The sequence below is a fragment of the Deltaproteobacteria bacterium genome (genome assembly GCA_016180845.1).
In the GTDB taxonomy this organism is placed as follows: Bacteria; UBA10199; UBA10199; order JACPAL01; family JACPAL01; genus JACPAK01.
Genome location: JACPAK010000008.1, coordinates 1 through 20518 on the forward strand (window position 1 = coordinate 1; position 20518 = coordinate 20518).

The window sequence follows — 20518 nt, forward strand, 5'->3', positions numbered from 1 at the left end:
CTGCCGCAGCGGTGATCGGTTGATCACAAAACTGAAGAATCGCCTCCGAGACAGTGCCAGTCGCACAGATCGAAACTGTCGCCCCCACCGGTCCACCGGAGGGGTAGATCGAAACGAGTCGGACAGGACCGGTCAGACCGGCAGGTCGATCCTGCTCGGCATCACCGCCTCCGGAACATCCCGAGAAGATCCCTATCAGGACAAATAATATTAAGATTGATCTGAAAAGACTCTTCCCCATCAACCCAAGATATGTGCAGGATCTGTGCCAACGTTTGGAAATTTGCGTACCTGGTACGCTTGTATATGCTTGATAATAAATTGTTATTTTATCTGTTGGGCGACCTCCTGGATCGGCTGGGAAAAGTAGGGTTTTGAGTCACCGATTTTGGGGAATTATTTAAAGGGCAAGCTCAGGACGTTCGGGTCTATTCGGGTCTATTCGGGACGATCTCATTCGGCTCCCACTTTCGTGCGCGACAATAATGGGTTGGCCGGCACTCGAGACAGGGGAGCTGACCATCATGCTCGATACAGTTTTGAGGACAGTCGGTTGTATAATTACAGCTCGGCATCTTAAAGAAGAGCATCACCGGTGCAATCGAGTCGCTTCTTTGATTCTTGTAATGATAGAGTCGGTTGGGTCTTAAGAATCGGGCATGACCATTCCCCGGATCAATAGAACCATAATCGTTCAACTCAATGCCGTTAGGAACGGGATCTGGAGGAAGGGGGGTGTCAATATCATCAGGGGTATAGGTCACACCATCGATCCCTTCGGCGGTAATTCTGAAAGAGAGGACGCGTAACTTGCTTGTAAATCTGAAGTGGGAATGAACACCATCGGTCACCAGTTGTGGGTCAACGACCGCCTCAAGTCCCTCGGCATGTCCTTGCGCAATATATTTCCCCGTTGTGAACTGATAAAGATCATTGTCTGAATCGTTACCAACCGGCCGGTTGTCTTCATTCGCAGGCCATCTGAATGTATTATCACCATCATCTGATTCGGAACAGGTCTGCCACTTTCTCGCATCGGAGTAGGTGATCCCGCTTCCACCAAACTCGTCCCCCGGAAGTGATTCCCATCCCTTGATCCAGCCTTGACGCTCCGGGGTATAATAAACATTGTCCGTTACATCATAAGGATTCCAATCAGGCACAAAACGGGGGCTGCCGTAATAGTCTGGGTACGGCAAATAATCATGAGGCGAGCCACAATCCCCATCCCGGCAGGCACTTCCCGACAACAGCCCGTCATAGTTACAGTCACCCAGACATCCCCAGAAGAGGACCTGGAGTTGAGGTTTCGCCTTCAGATGCTGTGCCTTGAACGGGATGATGTAGGTGTATTCGTCCTCCTTGATCCCTGGATTGTCACAAACCTCTTCCTGCGTCGGCATCTCGGAGTTACGCCATGAGGCTGGAGAGCCACCCGCTGCCGCCGTGCTCGTTTCCCCATCCTCTGTCGTTTGGTAATAACCGAGACTCGCCGCCTCGGTCGCATCGATAATGACTCCAGGGGTCGCTACCTCGAATTCGGAGCGGTACCGGAGATCGAGCGTCTTTGCGCGTGGATATTGATCATGCCAGCCAAACTGCCAAGCCTTCATCATGTAACGGTTACAGGTGTTTCGCTTGCGGGCACGGAGGTGATTCCCATGCATCTGAAATCCGATCTCATCAGACTCAGTCCCCGCCTCCCCCTCCGGTGTGCTTGCCGGTTCCGAGGCAATGGGGCTCGTCTCAATATTGTTTTGATCCAGATACCTCTCCCAACTCGTTGTCTCCAAGGCCGGCTCTGGAGCGGTCATCATCACGGAGCTGTTGACCATCGTCCGGAGATTGATCGGCGGGAAGAGATGCTTCCACTGAGAGTCGTTTCGCACCCCTTCAGAGGGCTCGGGGGTATACCCCTTGTCATTCTCACATCCACCCGATTCATTCGCCAAACTGTAGGCAGACAACTCGATCCGCTCCGCCCACGGGAATTTGTAGTCCCCCTCTCCGGCGCGAAGCGTGCCTGAAGAACTCCCACCACCGGTAACGACCTCACGCACCATCATCGGCTGGTCGAAGTACCAGTGCATTCGGACATCACACCGACCGACATCATCATCAAAAGTCGCCTCCACAACGGCATCATCATCCGCGTTACCATCCCACTGGATCACATTCTCATCACAAAGGCTGGGGGCCACATCGGAACCTTTTGTCACCTCCGGGGCTGTTCGATGTCCTTGATCTGTTCCAGGTAGAGCGCCGCTATCGACCGCAGTCAGCTTGAGCCGAAGGTCTCCTATCCCATCGATCGCCCCATTCTCACCCAGGACAACCCGATATTTTTTCTCAATCTCCTGATCGATTCCAAGTGCGCGACAGGTCACGACCATTGTCGTCGTTTGGGTCGGGATGTAGCGGTATCCCAGATCGATCGTATCGGTCACCTTATTCCCACGCTCATCGACACGAATCTCGCTCATCGTCCTGTTGGCATCGAACCAATGAGACACCGCTCGAGCGGCAGCCCAGAAACCGCTGTCGTCCGACTCGGCAGCATCCGAAAACGCCTCGTCGACATCGTAATCCTCCGCCCAGCCATAAGGGTTATAATCACCGAAGAAATCACCCGACGCATTATTGGATAAACCGATACCACAAAGATCATATTCAATTTCTCCGAACCAACCCATATCAATGACGGTAGGCTGACATTCCTCTTCCTCCTCATCATCAGATCCCCAGAAATCAGACCAGGAGGTATCATCATCCTCTTCCTCAAACTCCCCCTGATACTCGACCTTCACCTCAGCATAGGTCGCATTTTTGAAGTTCATATTGACCTTGAGGTAAGGGGCCTTGTCATAAGGCTCGATATCACACCCACTCGGGCGGTAGTCACCATCTCCAACATCATCCGGCGTAGAGATCTCGACAGTGGGTGAAGGAACCTCACGCACCTCGACCCTCTGTTGCTCATGAATCCCTTCGCCATAGCGAACGACCGCCACAAACTTGTGATGACGGCTGACCAGCTCGAAGAGGAAGAGGTCATTGCGCACATTATAACGATAGATCCGCTCTCCTTCGAAATTATCGTCATCAATAAAATGATCGTCTAACCCCTCACAATAATTCGGGTCGTTCGGTTGTGCACGCGCGAAACAAGGAACGAACTCTCCGTTAGTAAGGATCCGGCGATGATAGAGCGAGGCGCCATTCGCCCTCTCGGTCGCTGTGGAAACCGTCTTCTCAAAAATCCCCGGTTTTACATAGGACACATTTCCATTAGGTCGGGCACCCAGTCGCACATACCCTTCCTCGGCCAACGCCTCACGATAGTCTTCGTCCGCCTCTTCTTCGGCATCGATCGTCATCGATTCCGCTGCAAAGTTTCCATAGATGTAGGCGATCTGGGCATCGTCGGTCACAATCTTCATCGCGCCAAATTTTAGACGATCATTCGTCTCCCCCATCAGACCGGTATTCAGGGTTGCCTGACCGACGTCAGCCCCGTCCGGAACAGGGGAGCTATGGACCCCATCCTCATTTTCCTTGATCTCCACTAAAAAGATCGGCGCGTCAGAGGGTTCGGGGTTTGCCTCACAGGTATGGGTCCCCTCATTACAGCTACAACCGGTCGTTGCGCAATCAGTTGTAACCCCCAGCGCCGTTAACCTCTCATTCGTACAATGGGCAGAGGTTGTGCACTCGATCTCCACACAGCTCTTGGTTGTCGTATCACAGGTAAAACCGGGGCCCGTCTCCTCAGGGCCATAGTGACAATCGGTATCCGCGAGACATTGAACACAATCACCGGTCGTTGTGTTACAAACAGGTTTATCGTAGGGACAGGTCATTTCATCAGGGCAAGTGATGTCGGTATCGACCGGTTCATTCCCCGTCATTCGATCGCGTCCACCTGGAACTGTACCCTCTCCATCACCATCACCGTCCCCACCTCCATCTCCGTCACCATCTCCGCTTCCTCCACCGGAACCTCCACCACTACCACCACCTCCGGTCGCTCGACCCCTATCTCGATTCCCATCCTCCCCATCCTCTGCTATCGCTGTCACCGTAAATGGAATCTCATTGCTCTGCTCGGTCCCGGCCGCCGCCAATACCTTCACCTCTCCGGTCGGGCAGGTCTCAGGCACGGTCAATAAAACCTCAGTCGTTCCCTCGTCACAACCAACATATGAAGAATCATCTTGTAGATCTAATCTTAAGGCCTGATTCTCTGAGGTCTCGACCGGCTGATCACAGAAACTAAAAATCGCCTCGTCGGCGATCCCTTGAAGACAGACAGAAACGGTGGCCCCGGGAGGACCACCGGAGGGATAGATTGAAACGAGTCGAACAGGCCCGGTATACGGTCCCTGATCCTGCTCCTCGACATTCCCACCAGAACATCCACCAGCACCACCCCAAAAGGACCAAAGCAAGAGACCTGTTAAGAGGATTAAAGCGAGCTTGAAAGAAAGATCCTTCTTCATCAACTAGGTGTTTTTGCAGGATCTGTGCCAGAGAGGGCTGTTTTTTGAAACTATTTATCCTGTTGAAATTAATCTGTTTTTAGTGGAGCTTCTTTAAAGATGTCTTCAAAAAAGAACCAGACCCGGAGACTCCTCTCACCGGTTTTTATCATCCTGCTCCCCATCATCTTTTGTCCCCTACCAAAAGGTACCGGTTACTTATTGGCATCCGAACAGGAGATCCCCCGAGCACTCGACTTTGAGCTGAGGGAGTCCGAAAGCTATTCTCTCGAGCTCACCCCGAATGGCGGCGAATATTTTGGGGATAAACTGAATCACTCTTTTGTGGTCGGTCAAAATATCCAATGGAATCTGACTCCGGCGTTAGGAATAATCACCGATTTCGGTTGGTCCAAGATCTCGGTGGATGGGGGAAGTCCCCTCGGACGGAGCATCACCAACAAAAATCTCTATATGATAAGCGGAGGCTTTGCGATCACGAAGCCAGCCGCCTACCGAAGCAAAAACCATGTTGTGGAGATGGATTTTTTTACAACAATCGGTGGAGGAGCTGTCTTCTTCAACGAAGGAGAGAGGGGGATGGGGTTTATCGGAGGCGGAATCAAGACACGATTCAAAAAAGTTTCGTGGTTCGCCCTGAAAGTGGAATTCCGCGAAAATCTTTTCTCGATCCCAAATCCGGGTGGGAGTGACTTTGCCTCAGATGCTACATTGACCGTGGGACCGACGTTTATGTTGTGGGCAGAAGAGTAGAAAGAAGTTTTGTGAAGAGCTGAATAAACTTCTCTTCCTTTTTCGCCTCCGCCAACACCAACCCCTTCTCAAGATACGTCCGACAAAGATTGACCTCAAAATTTCGCGCGAGAAACCCCTCGATCACCTCGAGGTTGATGTTGGCTGCCGTGACCATCAACTGAAAATCACCAGTCATCGACGCCTCAAGACTTGTCTTGGCCTTTTTCCGCTCCCCCTTCTTGAGGTAAGCAAGCGCCATAATCGCATGAGTCTGATGTTCAAAAGAAGGCGATCCTTTCGTCATCTCCAAAACTTTTTTGAGTTTCTTCAAGGCGGTATCGTATTGCGCAAAGCGCTCGATCAGGAATTTCGCCGAGATGATTTTCAGGGAAGGATCATCGGAGAGGAGCTTTTCGGCCCGTTCATAATGTCTCCAGGCCTCCTTATCTTCTCCCTTCACCTTGCAGAGAACGCCCCACGTCGAATGAAAAAGCGCCTGCTGGGTTTCATCCCCCACCTGTTCGAAACGTAGAAGCCCTTCCTGAAGAATTTTCTCCGCCGCAGAAAAATCCTTCTCCTTTATCTTCTGAAACGCCTCGTAAATTTGCGGGTTAATATTTTCCATTCAAAACCTCAATCATCGCTCGATGAATCCGCCCATTATTCGCCACAATCTCCTTCCCATAAATATCCAATGAAGAGCCATCAAAATGAGACACGGCCCCTCCCGCCTCCTCCACAATGAGCGAACCGGCGGCAACATCCCACGGGAAGAGATTGATTTCCCAAAAACCGTCAAACCGTCCGCAGGCGACATAACAGAGATCAGTTGCGGCAACCCCATCGCGCCGAACCGCCTGGCTTGTCATAATGAAGTTCTGGAAATGATCGAGGTTATTGGATTTAACCTCCTGGACATTGTAGGCAAAACCGGTCGAGACAAGCGCCCGACGAAGTTTCGCGATCTTCGAGACATGAATCCGACGTCGATTCAGAAAGGCCCCTTTCCCACGAACCGCATAAAAAAGTTCCCGAAGATTCGGCTCAAAAACAACCCCGACAATCACCTTCCCACGATACTCAAGTCCAATGGAGGTGCAAAAGAGGGGATAGGAATGTGAATAGTTGGTTGTTCCATCCAACGGATCGATAATCCATTTATAATCACTCCCACTTTCACGCGCCTTGCCTGATTCCTCCGCGAGAATATCATGATCCGGAAAATTTTTTCGAATATTCTTGATAATCATCGCCTCGCAGCGCTTATCGACCTCCGTCACGAGGTTGATCTCGCCTTTGAAACGGATTTTTTTGACCCGGCCATAGGAGGCCATCTGGATCCGGCCCGACTCCTGGGCAATCCTTACGGCAAACTTCAGGTAACGATCAAAATCATCTTTCATCAGACAGCCCTCGCCACGACAGAAGCCGACACACTCTGGACTCCAACTTTTAGAAGAGCCTTCGTAGCAGCGGTCAGCGTCGAACCGGTCGTGTAAACATCATCCACGAGAAGCAGTTTTTTTCCATCAATTTTTTTGGGGTCTAAAACCTGAAACGCCTCTTTCAAGTTTTTCATCCTCTCCTCGCGGTTGAGTGTTGTCTGCAAAGGGGTTCTTCGGACACGAACAAAATCATATTTTTCGACCGGGATCTTTAAAATTCTCCCGATCGCATCACTAATCCTCGCCGCCTGATTAAATCCTCTCTCACGAAGTCTCTCCCGATGCAAAGGGACCGGGACAATAAGATCAATCGAAAGATCTTGGGTTTGAAGTTTGGTCCCCAACCACTCCCCCAGCAGATCGGCAATCCGCTCCTCTTTTCGGTATTTCATGCGCCCCACCAGATCAGCCAAAATCCCCTGATAGAGACCGAGGGGATAAACTTTTTCGAAAGGAGGTTTTGAGACGAGGCAGTCTCCGCAAAGATGCCCCCTCTCCTCTGAAGGATCGGGAGAAAAAAAAGGGCGGGCGCACAAAGAACAATAGGAAGAAGGGAGTGAGGGAAATTTTTCCTGACATGAGGCACAAAGCACCTCCTTCGAAAAAATCCTGCAGGCGATGCATTTATTGGGAAAAATAAAATTAAGGATGGAAGAGACTGCTCGCAATATCATCTTTCACCTTTATCCTCTCAAAACGATAATGACTCCTATTCCCATTTTCCGGATACAGTTCAATCTCTTTCGCAAGATTCATTTTGGGATCGATCCATAAGACAATCTTCTTAAAAGGCGATTCCGGACGACGCGGGGTCAAGATCAGCCGGTCTGTTTTCCCGGAATGATCTTCAGCGACCTGAAAATCCTTCTCCATCTCTCCGAGGCCGCTCAAAAAGGTCAAGGCCTCCGGGCTGACCATCTTCTGAATATCCTCAAAAACCTCGGTCTCTTTCTCCCGGAGATGGACAATCCAGAGTTTTTTCCCATCTGAAATATACCGTCTTTCCCTTCGCCCCTTATAATGGATATTGAATCGTCCTGGCTTGGCAAGAATAAGAGAGCCTTTTTCCTCGATCTCCCTCTCCAGGATCTCGACATAGGTCTTCTGGACAAATTCCGCCTCGATCGCCGGTGTGGTACGATAGGTCTCTTGAACTTTTTGAATCAAATCTCCGGCAAAACTATCCGTATTCACAAAAAATAGGGAGAAAAAATAAAAGGACCATTTGAGATGTCTCATAAAAACTAGAAACTCCAACTAATCACGCTGTACACCGAAATCCAAACTTTCTTCCACAAACAATAGACTTCCATCTCATATTGAATACTATTATTTACTAATTGTAATGTATATTATTATAAATACTAGTAATATCATTTAGTTATATTAATAACTGCATACAAAAGTATGCATTAATTATAAAAATTGATTGTGGTTCCAAGAGCGGTCGCTATACTTTGAGCCATGTTACGAGAGACACAATTCAACATGAGGGGGTCTTATGAAAACAAAAATAGTTCTGCTGGCTGCTCTGATTCCTTTCTTTATCGGCTGCAATGAAAAAGAGGTCGCTCAGACATTTGCGGAAGAGGAAACAATCAACGAAGAAGAAGCAACCGATGAGGTGACCGAAGAAACGAGCAACGGCATCGATGAAAGCAAGCCGATTGTAAGTCCGGGGAAGAATGTAGAGTACATCTATGTCTATCCCTACGACGGCAATCCAGAGACTGAATGGAAGATTGCAGACATTACCGCATGGTACGGCGGGCAGGTCGTTGTTGCGGATCCCGATAAAAATTTCCCGATCAACTGGAAAGATGATGAGACGATTCCTGAAGATTTTGATCCAAAGACAATAAAGACCGTTAAGGAAGAAGACGGAAATCCTGATTCTTACGATTGTATCCTTGGTGGCAAACCTGTTGCCAACATGGACGCTTCCTGGAAAGGCTACGAAAACGGGGGGTGTGGAACATGGGCTACCGCTGTCTGTAATCGCATCCTCGGGGAGGCGGAAGGTGAGGTGAGTCAAGGGGAATGGAACAAGATCGCTGATGGTATCAAGCAGAATGCCGATGGCGGGGCCTCCATGAGCGACCAATCAAAGTATTATGAAGATAAAGGTTATTGTGTAACTGAAAAAAAATTTGGCGGATCCGAAGCCGACTATCAGGAAATGGAAGAAGAAATGGATGACGAATGTGATGTGAAGCTTTTTGTGTGGAAACGACAGGAAGATGGCAGCTTCGTCAATGGTCATGTTGAAACGGTGCTCAGCGTTGATCCCGAAAGCAGATCGTGTACGACCAACTCATGGGGAGTCGAAGCGGATGTCCAGGGGGGAAACGATGGGGGATTCAGTCACTCCAGTGATGGCGAAACATTTCAGGATAGTGAAGGAAATAAAATGTGGCCGGAAGATGCGACCGAAGTCTGGGTTTCTTATGTTTGTGAATGTTCGTTGCTGGATAGCCTCGGAAAGTTAGTCGGATTTTAGAGAGGGAAAAATGAGCCCTATGGAAACCACGACGCAAAAATCACGAATCAACATCTTTGAGTACCTCGACTATAGAGAGTTTCTCAGAGACTGGTACAAATCGCACAAGAGTGGCCGCTCCACTGTCTCACTAAGATCCTTTTCAAAAAAGGCAGGTTTCACCTCTTCCAACATATTAAAACTGGTTATGGATGGGAATCGGAACTTGACGGCAGAGAGTGCCGCTCAATTTGCCATAGGTCTCGGTCTTAATAAACAAGAAACAGCCTTTTTTCTAAATCTGGTTTTCTATAATCAGGGAAAATCTGTTGAAGAAAAGGATTCTCATTATAAAAAACTCGTTCAATCAAAAAAATTCAGCGAGCTCAAATCGGTCGAAAAGGATCAGTATGATTACTACTCAACCTGGTACCACCCCGTCGTCCGAGAGCTGATGACATCCAATGAATTTGATGGAACCCCTGAGTGGATTATGTCACAGATTCGACCTGAAATTACAGTGATACAGGCCAAGAAATCCATGGAACTACTTGAGAGACTCGGATTTGTCAAAAAAACGCCAAAAAACCAATGGGTCCAGTCAAATCCCCTGCTAACAACCGGTCCAGAATCTTCCTCGCATATTATCCTTCGATATCATCAGTCACTTCTTGAAATCATTCGCTCTCTTCTTGTTCAGATTGAACCAGAAGACAGAGATGTCGGTGCCCTCACGTTAGGAGTTTCAAAAAAAATGTTTCCTGAAATTAAGAAAAAAGTTCAGGAATTTCGGCGTGAGATTCTTAAAATGGTTAGCACTGAAAATAATCCTGAGGTGGTTATCTCGCTGTCAACTCAATTGATACCGCTTGTTAAAAAAGGAGAAGAATAAAATGAAGAACCCCTTAAGAAAACGTCTCCTTTATGTTTTTTTTGCAGGTTTCCTTATTCTTGCCAGTTGTAGTGGAGAAGAGTCTGGCTCAACAGATGAAGGGGGTACGGAGGTAGGAAACCCTCCTTCCAATATTCGACTTATCAAGGGTCAGATCTCGAGTCTTTCCAACATAAACCAATGCATCGCTACAAAAGTTAAGTTCGTGGACTCGAGCGGTCAATCGTCCTCAATCTCGGTCGGTTCCGATTGCACCTTTTCGACTAACCTGAATGAAGGTGATGCTAAAACAATGACTTTTTTCGAAGAAGAAACTTTGCTTGCCATCATGACATTCAATCATCACCGTGAAATGTTTGAATCAAATATCCTTATCGTAAGTCATGGAGTCGAACCGATCGATTTTGGACAAATACAGTTCACAGGAACCAAAGGACGTGCGGCATTGGAGCCTGCTTATCAAAATGACCAGGATGGAGATGGTATTGTAGATTTTGACGATGAGGATGATGACAACGATGGAACTCCTGACGTTGATGAACGGGATTGCGATTTCGATGGGTTCTTTTATGCCAATGATTTAGACAACTCAAGTTGTGAAGCAGCCGGAGATATTGGTGATGTGCCGCTTCAGCCAGGTGAGGATTGGATCCTCGAAGTGCTTCCAAGGAATCAAGCGAAGTTTGTTTCAATTGATCAGCCGGTTAAGGTACGGGCGAATTGTGTCGTCGATCCTACTTCTCTGAGCAGGGCCTATTTCAGTGTGGGAGACTCAAAGGGAGGTCATATTACTTGTAATCTGAGTCTCTCTTCCTCGGGAAGAGAGGTCATATGCAATCACGATAATTTTTTGGCCAATATGTATCACACCGCAACGGTGGAAGGTCTGGATTGCGCCGATCATGACGGCGGAATTCGGTCAGTCACGTGGCACTTTACCACAGCGGTGCCCAGTGACTAGCCAATTTGCTGTGAATGATAGGAGAATTATATGAAGACAATTAAATACAAATGGCTGCTGACTATAGCCCTCCTTGTGGGGCTTGGTGGGTGTCTGTCTGTTGAGCGAGAGAAGATGCCCTCCGAAGAGGCAATCACAAGGGCAGTTACGGGATTTGTGCCAAGCAATGGGAATCTCCAAGGACTTGCTGAGGATGGGTCTGAAGAGATCTGCGCAGCTGATGCCGTGCATGCGACGGATACATCAGGAGTCACAGCAAATACTCTTGTTGATGAAAACTGTTTTTTCAGCCTTTATCTTGAGGTCGATAAGACGTACGCGCTCAGTTTTTCTCGGGACGATGAGTTCGTCGCGACCCTGTTGTTCCGCGATAGTGAAGGGCACGGCTCTTACAGCCTCACTCTCGAAGAGGGTTCGGAGCTTTCTCTGGGAGAGGTTGTGATTGTTGGTACGAGCGCGATTCCCAGTGATGATTTTCAGGCCCAAAACGAAGCTGTTGTGGAAAACGAAGGAGATGAGGAGGGGTCTGATCAGGAGGAATCTCAAAGTCAGGGTGATTCTGAAGCTAAGGAAGAAGCAGCCGAAGTTGGCGATATTGGCGACATCGGCGATGTTCCCCTTTCATCCGGTGAACCTCATATCGTCAAGACGATCCCTAGCAACGGTGCCCGTAATGTTGCCACCAGTGAGGCAATCATGGTTCAGGCAAGTTGCGCGATTGATCCTTCCACAGTGGGCAAGGCCTATTTCAGTGTTGGAGACTCAAATGGGGACCACGTGATTTGTGATCTGGAACTCTCGGCATCCCCAGATGAGATCATATGCAAACATGCTGATCTTCTCACTGAGATGGCTTACACCCTCAATGTAGAAGGACTTAAATGCCTCGATACGAAGAAGGGGACGATTCGGTCACTCACGTGGCATTTTGAAACGAAATAGCTGTCACTTTCTCAAAGAGACAGGACCAAAAAAGTAGGGGCGTATCGTGCGATACGCCCCTACAATATTGGGAATAACCGGTTCATTGAGGTTCAATGCCACCTAACGCCTGCGCATAAACTTCCCTCGGCTTCGCCCCATCCGCCGGCCCCACCACCCCTTCGCGTTCCATCCTCTCGATCAACCGTGCCGCACGATTGTACCCGATCCGAAGCCGGCGTTGAACCATCGAGATCGAGGCCTGACGTGTTTCCGTCACAATACTGACCGCCTGATCATAAAGTTCATCCTCAATCTCATCTTCGCCCTCCACGCTTCCCTCTTCGCTCTTCGTCTCCAGAACCTTCAACGCCTCCTCCTCCAAATATTTCGGTTTGCCTTGATTCTTCCAATGCTCCACCACCTTCAATATCTCCTTCTCGGAGACATAGGCGCCATGAATACGCAAGAGTCGGGAGGTTCCACCAGACATAAAGAGCATATCACCCGAACCAAGCAGATGCTCGGAACCGACACGATCAATGATCGTCCTCGAATCATGCTTCGAGGTCACCTTGAACGAGATCCGGGCAGGAAAATTCGCCTTGATAAGACCGGTCAAGACATCGACCGAGGGCCTCTGTGTCGCGAGGATCAGGTGGATCCCGGCGGCACGGGCCATCTGAGCGAGGCGCGTAATATAACGTTCCACCTCGTGAGAGGTCGTCATCATGAGGTCGGCCAGTTCATCGATCAGGATCACAATAAAGGGAAGCCGCTCCTTCTCCGAAACCATGCTGTTATAACTCATAATATTGCGCGCCGCCTTCGCCGCGAGAATCTCATAGCGTCTCTCCATTTCTTTAATGGCCCAATGAAGGGCGACAGCCGCACGCCTCGGCTGCGTCACGACAGGAAGCAAAAGATGTGGAATCCCCTCGTAAACAGAGAGCTCGAGCATCTTAAGATCGATCATGATCATCCGAACCTCTTCGGGTGTTGATTTGTACAAAAGTGAAAGGATCATTGAGTTGACCGAGACCGATTTCCCGGAGCCGGTCGCCCCGGCAATCAGCAGGTGTGGCATCCGCGCCAATTCGGTCACAAACGGAAATCCTTCCGTATCCTTCCCCAAGGCAAGCGTCAGTTTGGATTCCGATTTTTCAAATTTCGGGTGACCAATGATATCTTTCAACCAAACCGTCTCTCGATCATTATTGGGAATCTCTATCCCAACAGCCGCCTTTCCCGGGAGAGGGGCGATGATTCGGACAGACTTCCCCCCCATCGTAAGCGCCAAGTCATCCTCGAGATTCACGATCTTGTTAACCTTCACCCCCGAGGCCGGCTCGAATTCATACATCGTGATAATCGGCCCGGGATGGATCTTCGTAATTTTTCCCTCGACTCCATAATCAAGAAGCTTTTGTTCGAGGAGCTTTGAATTGAGTTTGAGCGATTCCTCATTAATATGGACCTGGGGTTGGGATTCCGATTCGAGAAAAGTAAGCGGGGGGAGCTGATATTTGGAGTCGGAAACAGGCTTGATCAGTTCCAATTGTTCACGACGCGTCTCTTTCACCTCGGCACGCGGAAGGATCTTCGGACCCGGGACCGCCCTTTCGATCGTTTTCTCAATCGCCGTTGAGGCCTGCATGGCAACAGGGGAAGTCGCTGTTGAGCCTGTCAGTCGATGGGAGATCAGCAGCGGCTGAGGTTTCTTGATTATTTTACCCTTGTCTCCAAACCGCTTCGTCAGTTGAGCGATACTGAGCTTGGTACGCGCCCAAAGTAGTTCGCCCCATCTCGCCGCCCTCTTTTCACAGAGACGACCCAGATCCAGGGCAAACTTCCAGATCATCAGGAGCGGGATCTCCGTCAGCCAGATGAAAGCGATCAACAAACCGGCCCCCACCAGGAGATACGCCCCTGTTTTTCCAAGTGAAGAGACCAAAAGATGACCGAGAGACCACCCGATGAGCCCCCCCGCATCAATCGGTCGTTCTCCGATCGGCGCGAAGAGGAGATGACAGAGGATAGAGGAGAGAACCGTCATCATCAGCAGCGCCTGCAAACGGACCCAACGCGCCTCGATCTCTCCACGAAAAACAAGGTACCAGGCGGCCAGTCCGCAAAAAGCGATCGGAACGACGTACGCCCCATACCCCACCAAGGTATAGAGGAGATCGGCAAGATACGATCCAACCACACCGCCAAGATTGTGGACCTCACGCCCCGGTGCATAGGAATTCAGAGAAGGGTCAAAGGAGTCGTAGGAAATAAGACACAGAAAGAAAAAGAGACCTGTCGCCAGATAAAGAAGGCCGAAAAGATCCCTGGATCTCTTTGTGTTCCCCCAAGCTGGAGCACCCATGTTGGAAAAATTATAGGGCGAAGGAGTGGAAAGTCAAAGGGATTAACGCGCACCCGCCAGCATCGGGTGATGAATCAGTAGTCTTCTGTGTCCCCTTCGTCGTCACAATATCCGTCGTCGTCTGTGTGCCGGTAATAATCACCTCGCCCCCGGAAGAGCAGGCAAACGTGCCGGGTACCGAGGTTGCCTGAAAACCGGACTGCGGGGGATCACAGGGCTCGATACTCGATCCTCCGGTAAAGGCACTACTGATCTTCTCGATCTCCAATTGGTAGGAAACACCGGGGCTCAGTCCCTTGATCGTAAAATCCCCCTCCTTGGCCTCACAATTCTCCGAACTGCCAACGTAGAGCTGACCGGAGACAAAGCTTGTCGCCTCCAGAAGCGGATTATCCCCCCTCTTGGCAACGACATTCACCCCCTGAAGCTCTGTGATCCCATCAGCCTGGAAGACCTTCCCTTGCAAGGTACAAAAGGAGGTCCCGAGCGCGCTCGAGGGGTAGAGAAGCGCCAATGAAACAATATCATCGAAGTGGGGTGACCTCTGTTCCTTCCCATCGATCAAAAGCGGAAACATTGTCGGAATCCCGGCAACCTCTGACTTATCCCCCGAAAGCGCCTTTACGGCAGAGGAAAGGTTGACCTGCGTATGATCGAGACCGATGAAGTGGCCGATCTCATGGAAAATCGCCCCTTCAAACTCCTCCAGCGTCACCTCCGGGTCCTGACAGGAATCGGTCTCCTTCGCCCCCTCAGGACAATCAATGAAAAGTCCATTCAAGACCGCCTGCCCCTCCGTGATAAACAAGAACCCTTCGACCCGCTCGATCACACGAGGGCCTGCAAACCCGATAATGCTCTCCTTCGCCCCCTCTCCATGGATCAGATCGGTAATCTCTCCATCGGTATCAAAGAGAATCGGACTCTGGCCCGTCCGTGCTGAACCCAAGACAAAGGGTGGGTCTTCAGTGGGACAGGTCTCGGTAGGGGGGCAGTAGCTAAAATGATCCTTAAGATTATCCGGTGTCACACTCCCCAACCCTTGTCCCTCCACAACTGAAAAATTGGCCACTGCAATCCCATTCAATGTCAACTTCTGCCACTCCTCAAAAAATGATCGGAGGATCGCCAAGGTCTCTTCATTGGAGAGTCTTCCCAATCCAGCTTCAGCCCCTGATTCGGGGTTATATCGAACCACTCGATCCTGCCAGCTGACCCCAAGCCCGGTCTGCTCGGTATCGACCAGGATAGGGCCGGCACCTGTTGTAAATAAAAAGCAGAATAGTAGAAGACAACTGGCCACAAGGACCCGAGATCGTCTCTCGGAAGGTTTTTGTGGTGTTTTCATGGAACCACCCACCGACGAACTTTCACAAGAAACGACTCGAGATCGATCTCATCAAGTTCCTCCGAAAGATGGGGATAGGAACTCGTGACCTGTTTCCTCCAACTCTCTCCAGTCTCAACAGAAAATTGCCCCTGACCAAAGCCGATCGGAGATGTGAAACCGGCTCGGCTTTCCGGATAGAGAAAGAGGACGACCTCCTCTGTCTTCGAACAAACAGGGGCCTTTTGAAAATCGAACCGCTTCACCCACAGCGTTTCCCGATCCCGAACCCCCTTGACCCCTTCCTCAATCTGGTACTGAACCCAGTAGGTGGGAAAACCGCTTTCATCGAGTTCATGGGAATAACCGACACAGTGCCCAACAAAAATAATCGCTGCCTCTTCGGTGATTTTCTTAAGGCCGAGAGGCAAAACGCTCGCCGCAAAGAGAGGAAAAGGAATAAGAATGAGCAAAATCCACTTTTTGACCTTGAAAAAGCGCCGCCCACCGGTAAGATATTGAATAAATGAAGAAAAAAATCTGGTTGGCCCTGACCTGTCTGCTCGTCGCTCTTTTTTTCCTCGCCAGGAAAGCTCCAGAGACATCGGCTCAAATCCCCCTTGTTGATATCCCGATCATCGGGAAAACGCTGCATTATATCGAAAAAAGTTATTTTGATCCAACAGCTATCGATCCGAAGAAACTGTTTGAAGAAGCGGCTCGAGAGCTGGAGGGTTCTATCTCACCCTTCCTCGTCAAAATCGAGGAGAAAAAGATTCATCTCCGGTATGCCGACAAGACCGCTGATATTTCGGTCCCTTCCCCGTTCACCCTCTCGGATCTGATCCCCATCTTCCGTCAAACGTTAGGGTTTCTGAAGGTGAATTATGAGGGACGTCTCGATGAAAAAGAACGCGAGTATTTGACCGCTGCGGGGATGATGGATGCCCTTGATACCCATTCCAATTTCCTGCACCCAAAGGTCTACCAGGAATTTAAAATCGGAACACGGGGGACCTTCGGGGGACTCGGGATTGTGATCGGGCTTCGCGAGGGTCACCTGGCGGTCATTTCTCCCCTGGAAGAAACGCCGGCCTGGAAGGCAGGGATTCGCGCCAAGGACCGGATTATCCAGATCGATGAAGAGGCGACGATTAACATGTCTCTTACCGAGGCGGTTGAAAAACTCAGAGGAGCGGTAGGAAGCCAGGTCACTATCCTGATCCAACGAGATGGGACACCAACACCGCTGCGGTTTACCCTCACACGAGCCAAGATTGAAATCCGTTCGGTCGCGGGACGATTGCTCGAGGATCAAAAAATCGGCCTCGTCAAGATCAAACATTTCCAGGAAGACACCGCCGACAAATTCGATGGGCTCTTTAAAAAATTCCAGAAACAAAGCCCTAGCCTCGAGGGACTCATTCTTGATCTCCGAAACAATCCAGGCGGTCTCCTCGATCAGGCGATTGAAATGGCAGACCGATTCCTGGCGGAAGGGGTTATCGTGAAGGCGGTCGGGCGTCGCTCGCTGGATCTTGAAAAGGCGAAACCAGGCTCCCCCCTCGAATCAATCCCCCTCGTCGTCCTCGTCAATGAAGGAAGCGCCTCCGCCTCGGAAATTGTCGCCGGAACCTTTCAGCAGACGAAGAGGGCCCAGGTGCTGGGGACTCTGACCTTTGGCAAAGGGACAGTCCAAACGGTCTATGACCTGCGAGACGGTTCCGCACTCAAACTGACTATCGCGAAGTATCTCACCGCAGGAGATCGTGAGGTGCAATCGATCGGCGTCCAACCAAACATTGAACTCCTGCCGGTGACTGTTCAAAAAGAAACAGTCAATCTTTATGAGGATGAGCGAAGGGATTCCGATGATGAGAAGGAAAAACGGCTCCCTGCCCCTCAAGCAGAGTTTCGGCTCCAATATCTCGCCAGCGATCCCAAGAAATCAGAAGACGAGGAATCGTACCAAATCGGTCTGGAAGAAGACTTTCCGATCCAGCTCGCCAAAAAAATGCTCCAATCCCCTGCAGAACCGATTTCAAAATTAATCGAAACAACCGCTGGGGAAGAAAAGAAAAGGATCGAGGAGTCTCTCACAAAAATTGGAATCGATTGGTCCAAGGGTCCGAAGGGAGGATCTCCCAAACCTGTTGTGACGGTGACCCTTACCGATACGCAAGGCAATCCCCTCAAGGTAATCCCCCCAAGCACCTCAGCGGTTTTGAAAATGGAGGTCGAAAATCAAGGGACCGGGGATCTCTATCAATTCGCCTCTGTCAGCAAAAGCGATGATCCCCTCTTTGATAATATTGAATTCCCTTTTGGTCACCTGAAGCCCGGAGAGAAACGTTCCTGGAATACCCAGATTAAGACCTCTGATAACGCGATACCACGTAGTGAACCGGTTCAGTTCAATTTCCGGGAGGCCTACCGTCGTCTCCCTGCCCCTGTCACCCTCGACTTCTTGATCCAAGAGATCCCTCTCCCCTTCTTCGCCTATTCTTACTCCATTCATGATGGGGGTGAAAAGGGAACCTCGGGCAATCAAAACGGAGTCCCTGAGAGGGGGGAAACAATCGGACTCAAGATCATGGTAAAAAACGAGGGACCGGGTGAGAGCGCCGAACCGGTCGTCAATCTCAAAAACTTGAATGGCCCTGAGATCTTTATTAAGAAAGGGCGCGAGGAACTTCCCAAGATGGGCCTGGGGAATCAAGCCCCGGTCCTTCTCTTGTTCCGGATCGCTGATAAAATGCCAGAAGATCACGAAAAGGTATCATTTGAGCTCTCCATCCGCGACAAAAAGCGCGATCAGGAATTGATCGATCGTATTGAACTCCCCACAAAACCGAACTCTTCGGTCTCTTCGGCGCCCGGTCCCTGGCATGAATCACCGCGGATTTCCCTCAATCTCCCTCCTCTGAAGACGAATCAAAGTCAGCTAACTCTGAAGGGAAATGTCTCGGATGATGAGTCCGTTCGGCATATCTTTATCTTCGTCGGACGGAACAAGGTCGCCTACTTCTCTCAAAAAGACCACCCCCCTTCCCTCGCTTTTGAAACAAAAGTAAAACTGAAAGAGGGTGCTAATCTCGTCACGGTCGCTGCCCAAGACGATCATGAGCGCACGACGAGGAAACAGTGGATTGTCTGGAAAGGGAAACCGTGAAAAACCTCGTCATGACGATCGGTGTTTTTGATGGCGTCCATCGAGGACACCAGAAGATTTTTCAAAAGGTTGCCCATTGTGCCAAGGAGCATTCCGGGAAAAGTCTTGCGTATACCTTCGATCCTCACCCCGCACGCATCCTGGTCCCCGAATCCTGTCCTCCGATGATCATGACCCAAAGGCAAAAACGTGCCGCGATTCTGGCAAACGGCATTGACAGGGTTGTTGTCCAGAAATTTACCCCCGCCTTTTCCAGACTCTCCGCCCAGGATTTTTTTGACCGTATTCTGCTCCGCCAGATTCGACCTCAAGAGATCTTTGTCGGCTACAACTTCACTTTCGGCTATCATCGGGGTGGCACGGTCGAGACACTCGAGGCGATGGGGAAAAAAGCAGGCATTCGCGTCACGGTCGTCGAGCCGTTCCTTTGGAAGGAGATGTTGGTCTCCAGCACACAGATCCGCTCCCTGCTTTCGAAGGGGCAGATTTCCCAGGCAACAGAACTCCTTGGAAAACCGTATCGAATGACAGGAAAGGTCGTGGGGGGGCGAGGACTCGGGGGAAAGATCCTCGGAATCCCCACAGCAAACTTGAGATCGGAAAACGATCTTATCTTGCCAGTTGGAGTCTACGCCACCCTGACAATCCTGGGAAAAAAATCTCACCCCAGCGTCACAAATATCGGGCGAAATCCAACCTTCGGTCCCAGAACACTCTCGATCGAAACCCATATTCTTAATTTCCAGAAGAAAATTCTGGGGCATCAGATGGAGATCGAGTTTGTCGAAAGAATCCGGGATGAAATTCCTTTTTCCTCACCGCGGGAACTATCCCAACAGATCCAAAATGATATTCACTCCACAAAGAAAATCCTCAAGGTATGATCTCTAAAATCTTTGGAATTATCGGTGATCCAATTGATCATTCACTCTCACCGCAGATGTTCAACTCCTTTTTTCAAAAGAAAAACCTTCCTCATCTCTATTTGCGGTTTCACCTGAAAAAGAAAGATCTGGGCCGGTTTGTTAAAAAGTGTCGCGGTTGGGGGCTTGTCGGTTTCAATGTCACTATCCCGCACAAAGAATCGATCCTTCCTTTCCTCGATAAAATCGATCCGGCGGTCAAAATCATCGGGGCAGCTAATACGGTCGTCGTGAGAGGAAATCGCCTGATCGGTTACAACACCGATGCGGAGGGGTATTCCCTCTCCCTCCGGAGGGAGACCGGTTTCGAACCGCGAGGAAAATCGATCCTGGTCATCGGCGCTGGCGGGGCGTCACGGGCGATTCTTTACACCCTCGGTCGCCATGGGGCCCGACAGATCTTCCTGACGAATCGGACCCGATCCAAGGCCTTGAGGCTCTGCGATGAATTCAAGAGGCATTTCCCAAAAACTGCTTTTAAGGTGGTCCGCTTCCATCCAACGGACCTTGCCCCCCTCTTTCCCAAAATCGACCTGCTGATCAACACCACATCGGTCGGATTGAAAGGGACAGGTTTCAAGAATCTCCCCCCCCTCTTGTTCCTCCATTCGAAGGCAATTGTCTCGGATATCGTTTATCGTCCTTTGATAACGCACCTCCTCAAAGAGGCCAAGAGATGTCATCTGAAGACGCACGGAGGACTCGGGATGCTCCTTCATCAGGCTGTTCTTGCCTATCGAATCTGGACGGGAAAAAAGGCGCTACTTGACGCGCCCAAGGTATCTTGAGT

17 protein-coding genes are annotated in these 20518 nt (G+C 50.1%); 8 read left to right on the forward strand and 9 right to left on the reverse strand.

From position 1 onward, the window contains the following. On the reverse strand, window positions 1–241 hold a 241-nt coding region (locus HYT76_09275; GenBank protein ID MBI2083736.1), incomplete at its 3' end, for a hypothetical protein. 187 nt (window positions 242–428) lie between these two features. Continuing rightward, the gene (locus HYT76_09280; protein ID MBI2083737.1) at window positions 429–4499 is read right to left on the reverse strand and encodes a hypothetical protein; all 4071 of its coding nucleotides are present in this window, start codon (window positions 4497–4499) and stop codon (window positions 429–431) included. Window positions 4500–4598: 99 nt separating this feature from the next. Between HYT76_09280 and HYT76_09285 the strand changes: the two genes are divergently transcribed. Further along, window positions 4599–5252 (forward strand): hypothetical protein, encoded by a 654-nt coding sequence (locus HYT76_09285; protein MBI2083738.1) that lies wholly within the window; start codon window positions 4599–4601, stop codon window positions 5250–5252. On the opposite strand, the gene HYT76_09290 is transcribed toward HYT76_09285, so the two are convergent. Genes HYT76_09290 through HYT76_09305 form a run of 4 tightly spaced genes read right to left on the reverse strand, consistent with a single transcriptional unit; the run spans window position 5230 to window position 7918 of the window. Further along, window positions 5230–5859, reverse strand: coding sequence for a hypothetical protein (locus HYT76_09290; protein MBI2083739.1), 630 nt, complete (start codon window positions 5857–5859; stop codon window positions 5230–5232). The genes HYT76_09285 and HYT76_09290 overlap by 23 nt on opposite strands. Continuing rightward, window positions 5846–6637: an inositol monophosphatase gene (locus HYT76_09295; protein ID MBI2083740.1), complete on the reverse strand. Its 792-nt coding sequence runs from the start codon at window positions 6635–6637 to the stop codon at window positions 5846–5848. Before HYT76_09295 ends, HYT76_09290 begins: the two co-directional genes overlap by 14 nt. Then, the gene (locus HYT76_09300; protein ID MBI2083741.1) at window positions 6637–7353 is read right to left on the reverse strand and encodes a ComF family protein; all 717 of its coding nucleotides are present in this window, start codon (window positions 7351–7353) and stop codon (window positions 6637–6639) included. Before HYT76_09300 ends, HYT76_09295 begins: the two co-directional genes overlap by 1 nt. Then, window positions 7322–7918: an outer membrane lipoprotein carrier protein LolA gene (locus HYT76_09305; protein MBI2083742.1), complete on the reverse strand. Its 597-nt coding sequence runs from the start codon at window positions 7916–7918 to the stop codon at window positions 7322–7324. The genes HYT76_09300 and HYT76_09305 overlap by 32 nt, the downstream gene beginning before the upstream one ends. Before the next feature lie 262 nt (window positions 7919–8180). Here HYT76_09305 and HYT76_09310 point away from each other — a divergent pair, with 262 nt between their 5' ends. The 4 genes from HYT76_09310 (at window position 8181) to HYT76_09325 (ending at window position 11953) form a co-directional block, all read left to right on the forward strand. Next, a complete protein-coding gene (locus tag HYT76_09310; protein ID MBI2083743.1) occupies window positions 8181–9179 on the forward strand; it encodes a hypothetical protein in 999 nt (332 codons plus the stop codon). A 19-nt stretch (window positions 9180–9198) separates the two neighbouring features. Then, on the forward strand, window positions 9199–10050 hold the full coding sequence (locus HYT76_09315) for a TIGR02147 family protein (protein MBI2083744.1): 852 nt from the start codon (window positions 9199–9201) through the stop codon (window positions 10048–10050). Window positions 10051–10342: 292 nt separating this feature from the next. Then, the gene (locus tag HYT76_09320) at window positions 10343–11011 is read left to right on the forward strand and encodes a hypothetical protein (GenBank protein MBI2083745.1); all 669 of its coding nucleotides are present in this window, start codon (window positions 10343–10345) and stop codon (window positions 11009–11011) included. 30 nt (window positions 11012–11041) lie between these two features. Continuing rightward, window positions 11042–11953, forward strand: coding sequence for an Ig-like domain-containing protein (locus HYT76_09325; GenBank protein ID MBI2083746.1), 912 nt, complete (start codon window positions 11042–11044; stop codon window positions 11951–11953). A gap of 82 nt (window positions 11954–12035) precedes the next feature. Here the strand turns inward: HYT76_09325 and HYT76_09330 are convergent, their stop codons facing one another. The 3 genes from HYT76_09330 to HYT76_09340 are packed head-to-tail and all read right to left on the reverse strand — an operon-like array spanning window position 12036 to window position 16106. Continuing rightward, on the reverse strand, window positions 12036–14306 hold the full coding sequence (locus HYT76_09330; GenBank protein ID MBI2083747.1) for a DNA translocase FtsK: 2271 nt from the start codon (window positions 14304–14306) through the stop codon (window positions 12036–12038). A 10-nt stretch (window positions 14307–14316) separates the two neighbouring features. After that, a complete protein-coding gene (locus HYT76_09335; protein MBI2083748.1) occupies window positions 14317–15654 on the reverse strand; it encodes a hypothetical protein in 1338 nt (445 codons plus the stop codon). Then, window positions 15651–16106, reverse strand: coding sequence for a hypothetical protein (locus HYT76_09340; GenBank protein MBI2083749.1), 456 nt, complete (start codon window positions 16104–16106; stop codon window positions 15651–15653). The genes HYT76_09335 and HYT76_09340 overlap by 4 nt, the downstream gene beginning before the upstream one ends. A gap of 53 nt (window positions 16107–16159) precedes the next feature. Here HYT76_09340 and HYT76_09345 point away from each other — a divergent pair, with 53 nt between their 5' ends. The 3 genes from HYT76_09345 to aroE are packed head-to-tail and all read left to right on the forward strand — an operon-like array spanning window position 16160 to window position 20516. Next, a complete protein-coding gene (locus HYT76_09345; protein MBI2083750.1) occupies window positions 16160–18805 on the forward strand; it encodes a PDZ domain-containing protein in 2646 nt (881 codons plus the stop codon). Then, complete coding sequence (locus HYT76_09350; GenBank protein ID MBI2083751.1) at window positions 18802–19689, forward strand: bifunctional riboflavin kinase/FAD synthetase; 888 nt, start codon at window positions 18802–18804, stop codon at window positions 19687–19689. The genes HYT76_09345 and HYT76_09350 overlap by 4 nt, the downstream gene beginning before the upstream one ends. Then, a complete protein-coding gene (gene aroE / locus HYT76_09355; protein MBI2083752.1) occupies window positions 19686–20516 on the forward strand; it encodes a shikimate dehydrogenase in 831 nt (276 codons plus the stop codon). The genes HYT76_09350 and aroE overlap by 4 nt, the downstream gene beginning before the upstream one ends. Window positions 20517–20518 lie beyond the last annotated feature (2 nt).

Excerpts from the sequence above, each read along its gene's own strand:
- HYT76_09330 (MBI2083747.1), bottom strand. The coding sequence starts at position 14,306 with ATGGGTGCTCCAGCTTGGGGGAACACAAAGAGATCCAGGGATCTTTTC.
- HYT76_09305 (MBI2083742.1), bottom strand. The coding sequence starts at position 7,918 with ATGAGACATCTCAAATGGTCCTTTTATTTTTTCTCCCTATTTTTTGTG.
- HYT76_09300 (MBI2083741.1), bottom strand. The coding sequence starts at position 7,353 with ATGATATTGCGAGCAGTCTCTTCCATCCTTAATTTTATTTTTCCCAAT.
- HYT76_09335 (MBI2083748.1), bottom strand. The coding sequence starts at position 15,654 with ATGAAAACACCACAAAAACCTTCCGAGAGACGATCTCGGGTCCTTGTG.
- HYT76_09320 (MBI2083745.1), top strand. The coding sequence starts at position 10,343 with ATGACTTTTTTCGAAGAAGAAACTTTGCTTGCCATCATGACATTCAAT.
- HYT76_09295 (MBI2083740.1), bottom strand. The coding sequence starts at position 6,637 with ATGAAAGATGATTTTGATCGTTACCTGAAGTTTGCCGTAAGGATTGCC.
- HYT76_09285 (MBI2083738.1), top strand. The coding sequence starts at position 4,599 with ATGTCTTCAAAAAAGAACCAGACCCGGAGACTCCTCTCACCGGTTTTT.
- HYT76_09290 (MBI2083739.1), bottom strand. The coding sequence starts at position 5,859 with ATGGAAAATATTAACCCGCAAATTTACGAGGCGTTTCAGAAGATAAAG.
- HYT76_09345 (MBI2083750.1), top strand. The coding sequence starts at position 16,160 with ATGAAGAAAAAAATCTGGTTGGCCCTGACCTGTCTGCTCGTCGCTCTT.
- HYT76_09280 (MBI2083737.1), bottom strand. The coding sequence starts at position 4,499 with ATGAAGAAGGATCTTTCTTTCAAGCTCGCTTTAATCCTCTTAACAGGT.
- HYT76_09325 (MBI2083746.1), top strand. The coding sequence starts at position 11,042 with ATGAAGACAATTAAATACAAATGGCTGCTGACTATAGCCCTCCTTGTG.
- HYT76_09310 (MBI2083743.1), top strand. The coding sequence starts at position 8,181 with ATGAAAACAAAAATAGTTCTGCTGGCTGCTCTGATTCCTTTCTTTATC.
- aroE (MBI2083752.1), top strand. The coding sequence starts at position 19,686 with ATGATCTCTAAAATCTTTGGAATTATCGGTGATCCAATTGATCATTCA.
- HYT76_09315 (MBI2083744.1), top strand. The coding sequence starts at position 9,199 with ATGGAAACCACGACGCAAAAATCACGAATCAACATCTTTGAGTACCTC.